This is a genomic window from Collinsella sp. An271 (assembly GCF_002159695.1).
Classification (GTDB): Bacteria; Actinomycetota; Coriobacteriia; order Coriobacteriales; family Coriobacteriaceae; genus Collinsella; species Collinsella ihumii.
Genome location: NZ_NFJE01000003.1, coordinates 21,438 through 37,086, shown reverse-complemented (window position 1 = coordinate 37,086; position 15,649 = coordinate 21,438). Strand labels below are relative to the sequence as shown.

Here is a 15,649-nt window from a genome sequence, read left to right as displayed (position 1 = left end):
AACGGTCCGCCCTGTGTCATCGGCGCGCAGGCGTCGTGGAGAGCGCCCCGCGAGCCCCACCCCACCGACATGCCGAGGGCCCCGTGCGGGGCCCTCGTGCCTGGCGTATATGTTAGTGAGCGCCGCCCTGGCCGTAGTAGGCGTTGGGGCCGTGCTTGCGCAGGTAGTGCTTGTCCTGCAGATACTGCGGGGCGGGAGCCACGCCGTCCTGCAGCATCTCGGTGCGGGCGGCCATCTTGGCGACCTCGTCGAGCACGACCGCGTGGTACACGGCTGCATCGGCGTCCTTGCCCCAGGTGAAGGGGCCGTGGTTGCGCACGAGCACCGCGGGCACGGCGACCGGGTCGATATCGCGCTCGGCGAAGCCCTCGACGATCACCTTGCCGGTGTTGAGCTCGTAGGCCTCCTCGATCTCCTCCTCGGTCAGACCGCGCATGCAGGGGATGGGACCGTAGAAGTAGTCGGCGTGGGTCGTGCCGTACGCCGGGATGTCACGGCCGGCCTGCGCCCACGACACCGCCCACGCGGAATGCGTGTGCACCACGCCGCCGATCTTGTCGCCCCACTCGCGGTACAGGTACGCGTGGGTGGGCGTGTCAGAAGACGGGTTGAGGTCGCCCTCGACGACCTTGCCGTCCAGATCGCACACGACCATGGACTCGGGCGAAAGCTTGTCGTAGTCAACGCCGGAGGGCTTGATCACGAACAGGCCGCTCTCGCGGTCGAACTCGGAGGCGTTGCCCCAGGTGAAGACAACCAGACCATGCTTGGGAAGGTCCATGTTGGCCTCATAGACCTTCTCGCGAAGCTCCTTGAGCATCATGAGCGAATATCCTTTCTCGCAAAGGATGCGGATCGCTCCGCATCCCGGAAGGACGGTCGCCGGGCGCTCGGTGCGTCCCGCCCGGCGACCGCTAGAAGGGGTGGCGAAAAACGGTTACGCGAAGGCGCGCTCAGCAGCCTTCTCGGCCTCGTTGGCCTTCTTGAAGGTGGCGAGGAACGCGCGGTAGCCCTCGACGTCGGCAGGATCAGGCTCGATGGTCGTGCCCTCCATGTCGGCGAAGACCTTGTTGTTGAGGTAGTCGGCAAGGCTCTCGCCGTCCTCGTGCCACGCCATGTAGGCGGCGGCGACGGCCTGGCCCCACGCGCCGCCCTCGCCGGCGGTGGCCATGACGGTCACCGGGGCCTCGAGCGCCGCGGCAAGCAGGCTCTGGGCGACCTTCGGGGTCTTGAAGATGCCGCCATGGCCGTAGAGCTTGTCGATCTTGACGTCCTCAGCGCGCAGCGCCTCGTTGCCAGCGGCCAGCGCGCCGAAGGCTGCCATGATGTTCATGCGCATGAAGTTGGCGATGCTGAACTTGGAGTTCTGACCGCGCAGGACCAAAGGATAGCCGGTCTGAACGCCCATGACGGTCTCGCCGGAGATGAACGGGATGGACACGAGGCCGCCGGCGTCCTTATCGCCGTCGAGCGCGGCGTTGAAGAGCTTCACGAAGGCGTCGCCCTTGTCCACGTCGGCACCCATGAGCGAGGCGAAGTCGCACAGCAGGTTGACCCAGCCGTTGATGTCGGAGGTGCAGTTGTTGCAGTGCACCATGGCGACGGGATCGCCGACCGGCGTGGTCACGAGGTCGATCTCGGGCATCGCGGCGTCCTTCAGCGCGTGCTCGAGCACGATCATGGAGAACACGGAGGTGCCGGCGGACACGTTGCCGGTGCGGGGAGCGATGGAGTTCGTGGCGATCATGCCGGTGCCGGCATCGCCCTCGGGCGGGCAGACGGGGCAGCCGGGCTCCAGGTCGCCGTCCGGATCGAGCAGACGCGCGCCCTCGGCGGTCAGATGGCCGGCGCACTCGCCCGCGACCATGATCTTGGGCAGCAGGTCCTCGACCTTCCAGGCAACGCCCTTGGAAGCCACGAGCTCGTCGAACTTGGCGAGCATGGCGGCGTCGTAGTTGTGCGTCTCGGAGTCGATGGGGAACATGCCGGAGGCGTCGCCGATGGAGAGCACCTTCTCGCCGGTGAGGCGCCAGTGGGCGAAACCGGCAAGCGTGGTGAAGAAGTCGATCTTGTCCACGTGCTCCTCGCCGCCCAGGATCGCCTGGTAGATGTGGGAGACGCTCCAGCGCTCAGGGGTGTGGAACGCAAAGAGCTCGGACAGCTCGTGGGCGGCCTCGGTCGTGGTGGTGTTGCGCCAGGTGCGGAACGGCACCAAGAGGTTGCCCTCGGCGTCGAACGGCAGGTAGCCGTGCATCATGGCGGAGATGCCCAGCGCGCCGACCTTCTTGAGCGTCACGCCGTACTTCTCGGCAACATCGGCCTTGCACGCGGCGTAGGCGGCGGCCAGACCCGCGAAGATCTCGTCCTCGCTATAGGTCCAATAGCCGTCGACCAGGGAATTCTCCCAGTCGAAGGCTCCGATGGCGATCGGCTCGTTGTCGGACGCCACAAGCACCGCCTTGATGCGGGTCGAGCCGTACTCGATGCCCAACGCAGTCGCACCGGACTCGATATCGGCAACAATCTGTTCGTTCGTCATGGCCATATAGCCTCTCCTTAAAAACGGAAGGCCGCGCCCCGACGGGGCGGGACGCGGCCGATACGTAGCGAGAACGCGAGGGAGGGCCCCTCTATCCCCTTAGCGGTAGTACACCTCGCCGAGCTTGAGGTCGCGCTTGAAGTCGCGGATGTTGGTGTTGGCGTCGATGACGACGGCCTCGATGCCCATGGCGTCGGCCCAGTCGACCATCTGGTCGGCGGTGAGGTCATAGGAGAACGCGGTGTGATGCGCGCCGCCGGCGTAGATCCAGGCCTCGGTGCCAACCTTGAGGTTGGGGCGCGGAGTCCAGAACACGGTGCCGGTGGGCAGCATCGGCATGGGCTTCTCGACCTTCTTGCAGTCGACGTCCTGGATGATCAGGCGGAAGCGGTTGCCCAGGTCGATGAGGGAGGTGGCGATGGCGGGGCCGGTCTTGGCGGTGAAGATCAGGCGAGCCGGATCCTCACGGTCGCCCATGGACAGCGGCGTGGCGCGGATCGCGATCTTGCCCTCGGCCACGGACGGGTCGACCTCGGACATGTGGGACTCGAGGATGCCCTCCTTGCCCGGGACCAGGTTGTAGGTGTAGTCCTCCATGAGGGCGGAGCCCTTGGCGTTGGGGTCGCCGGCGGTCATGACCTTCATGAGGCGAACCATAGCCGGGGTCTTCCAGTCGCCCTCGGGGCCGAAGCCGTAGCCCTTCTGCATGAGGCGCTGGATGGCGAGCGACGGGAGCTGCTTCAGGCCGCCCAGGTCACCGAAGTGATCGGAGAAGGCGTTGTAGTTGTGGTCGACCAGGAAGCGCTCGATACCGATCTCCTGCTGGGCCTGGACCTCGACGTGACGACGGAACTCCTCCGGGTCACGGCCGTCGAGCACCAGCTCGTAGGTGTCGTAGTACTCGTCGGTCAGAGCCTTGATTTCCTCGGGCGTGACGGCGTCGACGTACGGGGTGAGGTCGTTGATGGGCCACGCGTCGACAGTCCAGCCGAAGACCTGCTGGGCCTCGATCTTGTCGCCGTCGGTCACCGCGACGTTGCGCATGGTGTCGGCGAAGCGGCACACGCGGATGTTGCGGCTCTCGTTGATGCCGACCGCGACGCGCTGCCACTGGCCCAGCTCGGCCAGGGCGGCCTCGTCCTGCCAGTACCCGAAGATGACCTTGTGGTTCCAGCGCATACGGGCAAAGATATGGCCGAACTCACGCTCGCCATGGGCGGCCTGGTTCTCGTTCATGAAGTCCATATCGATGGTGTCGTACGGGATCTCCTCGTTGTACTGCGTCGCGAACTGGCACAGCGGCTTGCGGAGATCGCGCAGGCCGGCGATGTAGTTCTTGGAGGGCGAGAAGGTGTGGGCCCAGGTGATGATGCCGGCGCACTCGGGATCCATGTTGGCCTCGTTGAAGGTGGCCTGGATGACGTCGGCGGTCAGCAGATTGGGCTTGAGCACGACCTCGAAGGGAACCTTGTCGGAAGCGTTGAGCGCAGCCACGACCTCAGCGGAGTGCTCGGCGACATGCTGGAGCACCTCGTCGCCGTACAGGTCCTGGGTGCACGGGCAGAAATAGAACTTGTACTTCTTGATCTCGAGCATAGCGTTTTTCTCCTTGCTCTAGAACCTTATAGACAAAACGGGATGATGCCAGGTGCATCCAACGCGGTAAGCGGGGACCGGTACGCCCGGCCCCCGCGAGTCGCTATTTGATGACCTGGTTAGCCGCACGCTCGGAGAAGACGGCGACCATGATGACGAACACGATACCGAGGATCAGCTGCTGGATCTCGGTGGTGAAGCCAAGCATCACGAGGCCGCGCTGGAGCACGAGGTAGGACAGGACGCCGGTGACCACGCTGGAGAAGCGGGAGCGGGCGCCGCCGTTGATGGGCATGCCGCCCAGAACCAGAGCGATGAGGATCTGGGTCTCGAGCATGTTGCCGGCCTGCGAGGTGACCGAACCGATGCGGATGGCGTTGATGAGCGCGGCAAAGCCGGTGATGGCGCCAGCGACGACGTAGATGATGATCTTGGTGCGCTGGACGTTGATGCCGGCGAAGCGGGCACCGGTCTCGGAAGCACCGATGGCCTTGAGGTTGGAGCCCAGGGCGGTGAAATGCAGCACCAGGTAGGCGATGACGAGCACCGCGACGACGATGCCGATGAGCAGCGGCGTGTTGGTGGCGAGCGCCGTCAGGTAGCTGGCAGCGTACACCGGGCTCGCGGTGGTGATGTAGGCGATGACGCCGCGAAGCAGGAACATCATGCACATCGTGACCACGAACGACTGGACCTGGCCCTTAACGTGGAAGATCGCGTTGATGAGGCCGATCAGGGCGCCGGTGGCCATGCCGCCGACGATGGCGAGGATCGGATTGTACTGCGACAGGAAGCAGACCACGGCGCAGGACAGACCCATCATGGAACCCTGGGAGAAGTCCAGGCAGCCCATGGACATGATCATGTACACGCCCACGGTGGCGATCATGAGGGTGAAGCCGCCGGAGATGATCAGCGTGATGTTGCGCGGGGTGATCAGCGCGCCACGGGTCAGAATGGCGAAGATCGCCACAATCGCAACGAAACTGATGATAGGCAGGAGGCTCTTGATCTGATGCCAGTCGAACTTCTTCTCCTGGGTCTCGGCAACAGCCTTGGTATTGGTAGAAGCCATCTGTTTCGCCTCCTTAAATCATCTTCGCGATGATGTCTTGCTCGGTAAGCTCGGGGCTGCGGAAGAGCTGCCCGTTGATCTTGCCGTCCTTCATGACCAGAATGCGGTCGCACATACCGATGAGCTCCATGATCTCCTCGGAGATGATGAGGATCGCCTTGTCCTGGTTGCGCATCTCGGCCAACAGCTGGTAGATGTCGGCCTTGACGCCGATGTCGATACCACGGGTCGGGGAGTCGAGCAGCAGGATGTCGGACTGCTTGCCCAGCCAGCGGGCCAGAACGACCTTCTGCTTGTTACCGCCGGACAGCGCCGAGACGTACTGGTCGACGCCGACCATCTTGGTGGACATGATGTCCGCGTACTTCTTGGCGAACGCCTTGAGGTCCTTCTGCTTCAGGATGAAGCCCATGTCGCGCATCGAGGGCAGCGTGATGTTGTCCTGGATGGTGTCGTTGATGAGCAGCGACTCGTTGTCGCGGTCCTTGGAGGCGTAGGCGATGGAGTTGCTGATGGCGGTGTTGATGCTGTCGATCGGCGTGCCGTCGCCCAGCTGAACCGTGCCGGTGCGGTCGTAGGACGCGCCGAACATGGCCTTGCCGACCTCGTGCATACCGCACTCGGACAGGCCGCCGATGCCCAGGATCTCGCCCTTGTGGAGCTCGAGCGACACGTCGTTCAGCGAACCGGGGACGGAGACGTTCTGCATCATGATGGCGATCTCGCCCTGCGGCTCGGTCGCGTAGTTGGGGTAGTCGGTACGATAGTAGTTATCGCCCATCTCACGGCCGACCATGAGGGTCTTCAGCTTGTCCTCGTCGACATCGCTGGCGTTGATGGTGGTGATGAAGTCACCGTCGCGCAGGATGGAGATGCGGTCGGACATGCTCAGGACCTCAGCCATGTCGTGGCTGATGAAGATCACGCAGTGACCCTTGGCGCGCACGTCACGCATGACCTCGAAGAGCTTGTCGCGGCCGTCCTGCGAAAGGGCGGTCGTGGTCTCGTCGACGACCAGGATCTTGGGGTCGAACCACGTGGACTTCAGGATCTCGATGATCTTGCGCTCCTCGAAGTTGTAGTTCTCGATGGGCGCGGTGGCGCGGACCTTGGACAGGCCGAAGCCGTCGAGCAGCTCCTGGGCCTTCTTGTTCATGGCGGCGGTGTTCTTGATGCCGTGCTTCATGAAGCGGCCCTCGTCGCCGAGGAAGAGGTTCTCGGCCACGGTTAGGCCGTTCAGGGTGCCGAGCTCCTGGACGATGACGGCCACGCCGTGGTGGTTGCCGTCGACCTGGTTCTTCGGGGCGATCTGCTCGCCGTCGAGGGTGAAGGTACCGCTGCCGATGGGCAGGATGCCCGTGAGCATGTTGGTGAACGTGGACTTGCCGGAGCCGTTCTCGCCGATCAGGGCGTGAATCTCACCAGCGTAGAAGTCGAGGGACACCTCTTTGACAGCGTGCGTGGGGCCGAACTTCTTGTCGATCTTCTCAGCGTGAAGCAACAGTTTGTCTGACATGGTGCGTATCCCTCCTTTACTTTACGACAGCGCCCTTGACGCGCTTGACGGTCAGGGTAACGACGATCAGCAGCGTGGCGCCGGTGACGACGTTGTTGATGGTCGTGGGCATGCCGAGCGCCACGAAGCCGGCGAACATCATGGAGATGATGAGCTCGCCGATGACGATGGCGACGACGGGATGACCGTACTTCTTGAAGGCCAGGCCGAAGAACGCGCCCATGAGCGGGGTGAAGTTCAGGGACTGGGAAAGCATGTTGGTCATCGGGGTCTGAGCGGTGCCGTAGCCGATGTAGAGGACGGCCATGACGCCCACGAAGCCCGAGCACAGGACGAACGCGATGAACTTGTACTTGTCGACGTCCACGCCCATGTTCTTAGCGGTGAGCTCGTTGGTGCCGATAGCGTTGATGTAGGTACCGACCTTGGTGTACTTCAGGATGAAGCCGCACAGCAGGAACGCGATGAGCGCGAGGATCACGTTGTACGGATAGGAGCCGAACATGTTGTAGTCGGCGTCCAGACGGGTGCCGGCCCAGTTGGAGGCGAACACGCTGAAGCTCTCATAGATGAGCGACAGGCCCGTGGTGACGATCAGCGACGGAATGCGCAGGACCGTGTAGGCGAGGCCGTTGAAGAAGCCCAGCAGAATACCGCAGATGATCGGGGCGACGACGAGGCCCACGAGGCCGAACATCTGGCTGAAGCCAATCGAAAGCAGGCAGGAAAGCACGAGCACGGAGCCGATGGAGAAGTCCCACAGGCCCTGCGTGACGATGAAGTACATGCCGCAGCCGCCGACGGCGTAGATGAGCGCGCTCTGAAGATACGTCATGATCTGGGTAGGCGAGCCAAACGTCTCGGGGCGCAGCACCTTGAAGATCGCCCAGCAAATGACCGTGAGGATGACGAGGAAGCCCACGCCAAACCACTGGCTTTGCTGAAGCTTTTTGATTGCGTCCATACACCTCTCCTTCCAATGGTGATGGCTAGCGTGAAAGCGGAGGGCAAGCTCCGGTAAGGGAACTTACCCCCCTGCTTCAGGAAGATGGCACGGTGTGCTATTAGCCGTGACGCTCCATAACGTCCTCGATGGACAGCGAAGTGGCGGCGGCGTTGAGGTCGTCGTAGCTCATGTCAGCGAGCTCCTTGATCTCATCGTCGTTGTACGGATCGTCGTCGACGAAGTACTTCTCGTAGTTCTCGTACTCGGCCACGGAGGACACGAAGACGTACGGGAACTGGATGTCCTTGCCGAACTCGCCCTGGACAGGGACGTAGTCCTCCTTGCCGCGGATGGCGTTGTAGACGAGCAGCAGCGCGTACAGCGGGTCGCAGAAGTGACCGCCGGACTCGCAGTACATACCACCGGTCTCGAGCTGCTCCTTGAGGTCCTCGAGGAAGTCGGTGGAGGCAACGCGGATGGTGCCGGTGAGGCCCATGTTGGCGAGCTGGCCGATGGAGCCGACCAGCGGGTCGCCGCCGCCGCCGGCGACGATCAGGGCGTCCATGTCGGGGTTGTTGTTCACGAACTGCTGCGTGACCTTAGCGCCCTCGGAGGAGGAGGTGTTGGCGTAAACCGGCTCGGTCATGGTCACCGGATCGTCAGCGTGCTCCTTGTTCCACTTGTCGACGCCGTTCTGGTAGCCGATCCAGCGCTGCTGGAAGGTGGCGTCGCCGACGGTCCAAGCCTCGAGGCAGATGTTGCGAGCGCCCTTCTGGATGCCCTCGAAGGCATCGGGGTTGTCCATGGTGAGGAGCTCGATGAGCTTCTCGCCGTTGCCGACCTCGTCCTCGTGGACGGCGCCGACGTAGTACTGGGAGTTCTGAGCGGTGGCGTAGACCTCGGGGCTGTTCTCCTCGCTGATGATGCGATAGAACTGAGCCAGATAGACCATGTTCTGGTCGCAGGTGGAGATAGCGGCCTGCATCTCGGAGTCAGCGGAGTTGCAGACGACGATGCCCTGGCAGCCAGCGGCGCAGAGGGTCTCGATGGAAGCGGTAACCTGCTCGGAGACGTGACCCTGGTCGACGTAGGACAGCTCGATGCCGAGGATGCCGGCGGCCTTGTCCAGAATGTTCTTGGACAGGGAGCCCAGAGCGTCCGTGGAGCTCCAGATGGAGACGCCGATCTTAATCTTCTCGCCGGAGCCGCCGCCGGAACCGGAACCGCCGGCAGCGCCGTCATCGCAGCCCGCAAGCGCGCCAGCGGTCAGACCGAGACCGGCCGTAGCTGCGCTCAACTTGACGAAGTCGCGCCTCGAAACCTCTTTCATGGAATACCCCTTCCATACACCCCAGCGCGCTCTCCCGCACGCCGGAAAACTATAGGCCTTGCAGCCTGTATGCCTAATGGGCGTCTCCGCCCGATCGGTGAGGATGTTTGCTGAACGAACGCTTAATAAACTTTGCCAAACAGTTCACCAAACATCGACAAAACATTTATATGACGATGACCGTATATTGTGGTGGTCCAAACTGTGAACGGTAGCAATCCGTTGGCGAACGGCATTTGAAATTTGCCACTTTAAGGAGGTCATTTGTTGAACACCTCCGAAAGCATCAGCGATGGATTGCACCGCTCGCGCCATCCGATTACCGGCAAAACTGTTTACCTACCGTTCACAGGAAGCTAAACGGCTTTCGAACTGTTTGGCTTGATTTGGGAGTACACTGCCAAGTGTTTAGTAAATGTTTTGTTCTCGGGAGGCCCCATGCCGTCCTCGAAGATAAGCGTTCGCGAGATCAGCCGCCGGACGGGTTACTCCCCCGCCACCGTCTCCAACGCCCTGAACAACAAGCGCGGCGTGAGCGACCAGACCGCCTCGGAGATCAGGCGCGTGGCGGCCGACCTCGGGTACCGCCGCACCACGAAGCTCCGCCAGGTCCAGTTCGTCATGGGCCGCAACTCCGGACGCATGCTCGACGAGGGCTCGTTTCGCGTCGCCGTGGTCAACGGCGTCGAGGAGGAGGCGCGCAACCACGGCCTGACCGTCTCCTACACCACCGTCGAGCTCGCCGACTGCGCGGCGCGCGAGCACGAGCTCGCCAAGATCATGGGCGACCCGACCTCCGGCATCATCCTGCTCGGCACCGAGATGACGCAAAACGACTACGACCTGTTCGCCCACTGCCCCGTGCCGCTTGTGCTCGTCGACGGCCAGAGCGACAACCATTTCATCGAGTCGATCCTGTTCTCCAACGAGGGGTCGGCCTACCGCGCCGTGCGCTACCTCGTGCGCATGGGGCACCGCCAGATCGGCTATCTCGCCGGCAAGCTGCGCATCCGCAACTTCCCGCTGCGCGAGCGCGGCTACGAGCGCGCGCTCGCCGAGGTCGGCGCGGTGCCGCAGGACAAGTTCCGCGTGTCGCTCGGCACCGACAAGATGGAAAGCGCCTACCACGACATGCTCGCCTGGCTCAAGACGGATCCCGAGCTGCCCACGGCGTTTTTCGCCGAGAACGACGCGCTGGCCGTCGGCGCCATGAAGGCGCTTGCCGAATGCGGCTATGACATCCCCGGCGACATCTCCATGGTCGGCTTCGACGACGTCGAGTTCGCCAGCATCGTGCACCCGGGGCTGACCTCGGTGCACATCCCCCGCACCGACCTCGGCCGCATCGCGGTGCGCAAGCTCATCGAGCAGGTCGAGCACCCCAAGGCCTACACCTGCGTCACCCACATGAGCACGACCTTCATCGAGCGCGAGAGCGTCCGCTCCCTGCTATAAGGCCGCGACCCCACTCCGTGCAAATCGGGGACGTACCTTCCGCGTGCACTTTTGCAAATCGGGGACGTACCTGCGGCGTGCATGTATGCACGCGGAAGGTACGTCCCCGATTTGCACTGCCTGCTGGCCGCGTTACTCCACGGTGACGCTCTTGGCGAGGTTGCGCGGTTGATCGACGTTGCAGCCGCGCATGAGGGCGACCTCGCGGGCGAGCAGCTGCAGCGGCACGCTCGCCGTGATCGCCGAGAACGCGTCGCGGACGGGCGGGATGTAGATCACATGGTCGGCGATCCGCTTGATGTCCTCATCACCCTCGGTCGCCAGCGCGATGATGCGTGCGCCGCGGGCCTCGCACTCCTTCAGGTTGGAGACGACCTTGTCGTACGTCGGGCTCTTGGTCGTCACCGCGATCACCGGGAAGCCCGGCTCGATCAGGGCGATCGGCCCGTGCTTCATCTCGCCCGCCGCATAGGCCTCGGCGTGCAGGTAGCTCACCTCTTTGAGCTTGAGCGCGCCCTCGTAGCTGATGGCCGCGCCCATGCCGCGCCCGACGAACAGCGCGGACTGAGCGCCCTGGCATGCGCACGCCGCATCGTGGATGGCGTCGAGCTGCGTGTCGAAGATGCGCTGGATCTGCGCAGAGGTGTCGCCCAGCTCGTGGAACAGCATGCGGACCTGCCCGGTCGTCAGGCGGCCCTTCGCCTGCCCGAGCAGCAGCGCCAGCAGCGTCAGGCTCACGATCTGGCCGATGAAGCTCTTGGTCGAGGCGACCGCGATCTCCTTGTTGGCCTTGGTGTAGATGACGCCGTCGGATTCGCGCGCCACCGGGCTGCCGATCACGTTCGTGATGCCGAACACCTTGGCGCCCTTGATGCGCGCGTCGCGGATGGCGGCGAGCGTGTCGGCCGTCTCGCCCGACTGCGAGACCGCGACCACGAGTGTCGACGGCGTGATGATGGGGTCTCGGTAGCGGAACTCGCTCGCCGCCTCGACCTCGCACGGGATGCGCGCCCAGCTCTCGATCAGGTTCTTGGCGATGAGGCCCGCATGGTAGCTCGTGCCGCACGCGATCACGTAGATGCGGTCGATCACGTTGAGCTCCTCGAACGACAGGCCCAGCTCGTCGATATCCAGCTCGCCGTTGGGTGCGAGGCGGCCCACCAGGGTGTCGCGCACCACGCGCGGCTGCTCGTAGATCTCCTTGAGCATGAAGTCGGGATACCCGCCCTTTTCGGCCATATCGATATCCCAGTCGATATGGGTGACCGCAGGCTCGATGCGCCGCCCCTCGGCGTCGGTGTACTCGATGCCCTCGGGCGCAAGCCGCGCGAACTGGCCGTCCTCGAGCACCACCACGTCGCGCGTCGCGTCGATGAGCGCGATGACATCGGACGCCACGTAGCTGCCCCGCTCCCCGCGCCCGACCACGATGGGGCTGTCCTTTCGCGCCACCATGATGACGCCGGGCTCATCGGCGCACACCGTCGCCAGGCCGTAGGCGCCCACCACGTGCGTGCACGCCGCCCGCACCGCCGCGGCGAGGTCGTGCGTCGTTGCGTAGGCCTCCTCGATCAGGTGCGCGAACACCTCCGTGTCGGTCTGGCTCGAGAACACGTGCCCGCGCGCCTCGAGGTCGGCTCGCAGCTCGGCGAAATTCTCGATGATGCCGTTGTGCACCACCGCGATGCGCCCGTCGCAGCTCGCGTGGGGATGCGCGTTGGCGACCGACGGGACGCCGTGCGTGGCCCACCGTGTGTGGCCGATACCGCAGGTAGATGCGTCATCCCTCTGCGCGAGCTCCGACTCGAGACCCGCGACCTTGCCCACGCGCCGCACGATGTCCACCACGCAGCCGTCGCCCTCCGCGCGCTCGAGCGCCACGCCCGCCGAATCGTAGCCGCGGTACTCCAATCGCTTCAGGCCGGTGATGAGAACGTCTTTCGCCGTATCGAGACCGGTGTAGCCGACAATTCCGCACATAGCCGAATCCTTTCGATTCATCCCGAGGGGGTTTATCACGCCTGACAGCTCATTGTATGGGACGCGCGCCCCTCTCTCGCCAACTGGTACCTTATGTAACATACCAGTAACGTAATGGGTTGTTTGGGGACGGGTTCGTTCCAACCCATCGGCCGCTTACGCGGCTGCCGATGGGTTGGAACGAACCCGTCCCCAAACAACCCATTAAAACGCTTCAATACCGGTCGTGATACACTGCTCTCGGCACTATGAAACGAAAAGAGGCTCAGATGGCAAAGGTGACGATCGGCGATGTGGCCCGCGAGGCGGGCGTCGCGCTCGGCACGGTATCCAACGCCCTCAACCATCCCGAAAAGGTACGGCCCGAAACGCTCAAAGCGGTCAACGACGCCATCAGGCGCCTGGGCTACGCCCCCAACCAGAGCGCGCGCCTGCTTGCAGGCGGCAGAAACCCCACGTTCGGGCTGGTGCTGCCGCGCCTCAGCCACGGCCTGAGCCTGCAGATCGCGAGCGGCGCGAGCGTCGAGGCGAACCGGCAGGGCTACGGCCTGCTTATCGCCAACGCTGACAACGACGAGGCGCTCGAGTCGCGCTACACGCGCTACTTCATGGGCACGCAGATGTCCGGCGTGCTCGTGCAGGCGCCCTCCTCGGATGCAGCCCTTCCCGCCGTCCAACCGGGGCGAATCCCCGTGGTCTTCCTCGACGCCATCAGCGATGAGCCCGGCTTCTTCGTCGCCGCCGACCATCGCGAACAGGGAGCCCTGCTCGCCGATCACGCCATCGGCCTGGGCGCGCAGCGCGTCGCCGTGCTCGGCCGCGCGGAGTCGCCGCAGGACCGGCGCCGCCTCAACGGCATCTGCTCCATCATGGAGCGCTATCCCGACGTCGCCCTCACCGTACTCGACAGCGGCAACGTCGATCTTGCGCTCGATGGCTACGAGCTGGGGCAGAAGCTCGCCGCGCTGCCGGCCGCCGAGCGCCCCGATTTCATCATCGGCCTGTCCGACGTGCTCGCCTGCGGCGCCATCGAGGGTATCGAGGCGGCGGGGCTCGCGGTGCCCGAAGACATCGCGGTGGCCGGCTGCGACGGCAACCCTCTGGCATGGAGTGGCAGCGTCCCGCTCACCACCTGCGCGCCCACCGGCTACGAGCTGGGACGTCGCGGCGTGCATTTCCTGATCGAGCAGATCCAGGCGGCGAAATCGGGCGAGGCCTACGCCGAGCTGATGGCCGAAAACCATCAGGCCCTGGTGAAGCCCTTCATGCTGACGCGCGCGAGCACCGTCGGGGCGACGCCGTTCCAGGTGTCAGACGCCATCGGCCTGAACCTCGGCACCTTCCTGTAGCACGGCGCGCATGGGCCGGCATGAAGACGGGTATGACATGCCGCGGACAACGACGAGGAGGACCCGTGGAATCTCAACTTGACCAGCTTGTCGCCCTGCTCGACTCCTACGGCCGCGTTGCCGTGGGCTACTCGGGCGGCGTCGACAGCGCGTTTCTCGCCGCCGTCTGCGCGCGGCACCTGCCCGATCGCGCCGCGCTCATCCATCTGGTGAACCCCTTCATGGGCACACCCGAGCGCGCGGCCTACGAGCGCGACGCCCGGCGATTCGGCCTGCCCGTCTTTGAGATCGCCATCGACCCGCTGTCCGTCCCCGAGGTCGCCGCCAACCCCAAGGACCGCTGCTATCACTGCAAGCTCGCCGGCTTCCGGGAGATTGTCGCCACGGCGCGCGAGGGTGGCTTTGATGTCGTCGTCGACGGCAGCAATGCCGACGATGCGGGTGACTTCCGCCCCGGCATGCGCGCGCTGGCAGAGCTCGACGTGCGCTCGCCGCTCATGGAGACCGGCTGGCACAAAGCCGAGGAGCGCGAGATGCTCAAACGCTGGGGATTCGAGGTGTGGAACATGCCGGCGGGCGCCTGCCTGGCGACGCGCATCCCCTGCGGGGAGCCGCTCGATGCGGGCAAGCTCGAGCTGGTCCGCGCATGCGAGGACGCGCTGCACGCCCACGGCTTGAAGCAGGTCCGCGTCCGCCTCGTGGCGGGCACGGTGCGCGTCGAGGCGTCTGACGAGGACCTCGCCGAAGCATGCGCGGCAGAAGGCGCCTCGCTGCCCCGAGGCATCCTCGATTCGCTGCGCGACGCGGGCGCCGTCAGCATCGACCCCGTCTGGCATCACTACGCCCGCGGCAGCATGAACGCCTGATACTTTTATGAGACGGGTCATTTGCCCGCTCGCGCGAGCGTGAATAAGCCGCGCGAAGCAAGCCGCAAGGCCGCTTCGATCCGCCCCGCTACAGCCAGCTGTGAGGCTCCATCATGACCATGCCGCCCGCGATGGCCGTCAGATCGTCATCGTCGAGTTCACCCTGGATCTTGTCCAGGTCGTCGATCCCCGAACCGCTCCATGCGGGCGCAGCAGGCACCCTCTCGGGCTCGGGCGCCGCCCAGTGCTTCACGATACGCACCTCGTTCGCGCCATCGACGCGCCGGTAGAAGCACTCGTCCATAAGGCCCTTCACCATCACGATGCCAAGGCCTCCGATCGGCGCCTCCTCGACGCTGTACGCCTTCAAGGGCCGCGCCGCCGCATAGCTGAACGGGTCGAACGGGACGCCCCAGTCGGTGAGCGTCACCGTGACCGCGCGCGCATCGCCGTCGACAGTCACGGACAGCTCGATATCGCCGACCGACGCGTACGCATAGGAGGCGACGTTGACGAACAGCTCCTCCACGGCGATGCGGATGTCGTTTTTGACCTTGAGCGGGACACCGTCCACGCGATCGAGCACGGCGACCAGCACATCCTGCGCGATCTCCTCGTTGGCCATCACCGCTTTCAGGCGGCAGCGATCGTGCGCAAGGCACGTGTCGGCAGGAGCGTCCGCGGCGGCATGCGTTGCGTCGTGCGACAACGAGCTTGCATCCATGGCGGTCCCTCCTGCATAGGGCGCGCGGGCGCCCGATATGTATCCCATGTCCTCCTTCACAAGGATACGTAAAAAAGCTCCGGCACATCCGACAAAAAGAGCAGAAGGCGCGATTTTGGGAATAAATATCCCGTCCGAAAGGGACCCTACGCGGCCTTTCTCTCGCCGTGAGGCGCATTCACTCTCCCATCGCGAGCTTTCACTCCGCTTAACCATGTGGGAACACGGCGCGCGTATAATATGGCAATCGGCTCGGGTATACCCTGATGCCGC

12 protein-coding genes are annotated in these 15,649 nt (G+C 64.3%); 3 read left to right on the top strand and 9 right to left on the bottom strand.

The window, feature by feature from the left end; genetic code table 11:
* Positions 1–112: 112 nt before the first annotated feature.
* From B5F74_RS03310 to B5F74_RS03280, 7 genes are all read right to left on the bottom strand, one after another.
* Positions 113–823, bottom strand: a complete 711-nt coding sequence (locus B5F74_RS03310) for an L-ribulose-5-phosphate 4-epimerase (protein ID WP_066829120.1) — start codon at positions 821–823, stop codon at positions 113–115.
* Between the two features lie 114 nt (positions 824–937).
* Positions 938–2,545, bottom strand: coding sequence for an FGGY-family carbohydrate kinase (locus B5F74_RS03305; RefSeq protein ID WP_204212418.1), 1,608 nt, complete (start codon positions 2,543–2,545; stop codon positions 938–940).
* 93 nt (positions 2,546–2,638) lie between these two features.
* A complete protein-coding gene (araA, locus tag B5F74_RS03300) occupies positions 2,639–4,135 on the bottom strand; it encodes an L-arabinose isomerase (protein WP_066829129.1) in 1,497 nt (498 codons plus the stop codon).
* Between the two features lie 103 nt (positions 4,136–4,238).
* Positions 4,239–5,210, bottom strand: a complete 972-nt coding sequence (locus tag B5F74_RS03295) for an ABC transporter permease (protein WP_087200013.1) — start codon at positions 5,208–5,210, stop codon at positions 4,239–4,241.
* 13 nt (positions 5,211–5,223) lie between these two features.
* Complete coding sequence (locus B5F74_RS03290) at positions 5,224–6,726, bottom strand: sugar ABC transporter ATP-binding protein (protein WP_087200012.1); 1,503 nt, start codon at positions 6,724–6,726, stop codon at positions 5,224–5,226.
* A 16-nt stretch (positions 6,727–6,742) separates the two neighbouring features.
* Positions 6,743–7,690: an ABC transporter permease gene (locus B5F74_RS03285; RefSeq protein ID WP_204212416.1), complete on the bottom strand. Its 948-nt coding sequence runs from the start codon at positions 7,688–7,690 to the stop codon at positions 6,743–6,745.
* Between the two features lie 100 nt (positions 7,691–7,790).
* The gene (locus tag B5F74_RS03280; RefSeq protein WP_087200010.1) at positions 7,791–9,002 is read right to left on the bottom strand and encodes a substrate-binding domain-containing protein; all 1,212 of its coding nucleotides are present in this window, start codon (positions 9,000–9,002) and stop codon (positions 7,791–7,793) included.
* A gap of 438 nt (positions 9,003–9,440) precedes the next feature.
* On the opposite strand from B5F74_RS03280, the gene B5F74_RS03275 reads away from it, so the two are divergent.
* Complete coding sequence (locus tag B5F74_RS03275; RefSeq protein WP_087200008.1) at positions 9,441–10,457, top strand: LacI family DNA-binding transcriptional regulator; 1,017 nt, start codon at positions 9,441–9,443, stop codon at positions 10,455–10,457.
* Between the two features lie 132 nt (positions 10,458–10,589).
* Here the strand turns inward: B5F74_RS03275 and glmS are convergent, their stop codons facing one another.
* Positions 10,590–12,437: a glutamine--fructose-6-phosphate transaminase (isomerizing) gene (glmS, locus tag B5F74_RS03270; protein WP_087200006.1), complete on the bottom strand. Its 1,848-nt coding sequence runs from the start codon at positions 12,435–12,437 to the stop codon at positions 10,590–10,592.
* Between the two features lie 269 nt (positions 12,438–12,706).
* On the opposite strand from glmS, the gene B5F74_RS03265 reads away from it, so the two are divergent.
* The gene (locus tag B5F74_RS03265; protein ID WP_087200004.1) at positions 12,707–13,786 is read left to right on the top strand and encodes a LacI family DNA-binding transcriptional regulator; all 1,080 of its coding nucleotides are present in this window, start codon (positions 12,707–12,709) and stop codon (positions 13,784–13,786) included.
* Between the two features lie 65 nt (positions 13,787–13,851).
* On the top strand, positions 13,852–14,652 hold the full coding sequence (locus tag B5F74_RS03260; protein WP_087200002.1) for an ATP-dependent sacrificial sulfur transferase LarE: 801 nt from the start codon (positions 13,852–13,854) through the stop codon (positions 14,650–14,652).
* A gap of 88 nt (positions 14,653–14,740) precedes the next feature.
* On the opposite strand, the gene B5F74_RS03255 is transcribed toward B5F74_RS03260, so the two are convergent.
* Positions 14,741–15,424, bottom strand: a complete 684-nt coding sequence (locus B5F74_RS03255) for an ATP-binding protein (RefSeq protein ID WP_158095685.1) — start codon at positions 15,422–15,424, stop codon at positions 14,741–14,743.
* Positions 15,425–15,649 lie beyond the last annotated feature (225 nt).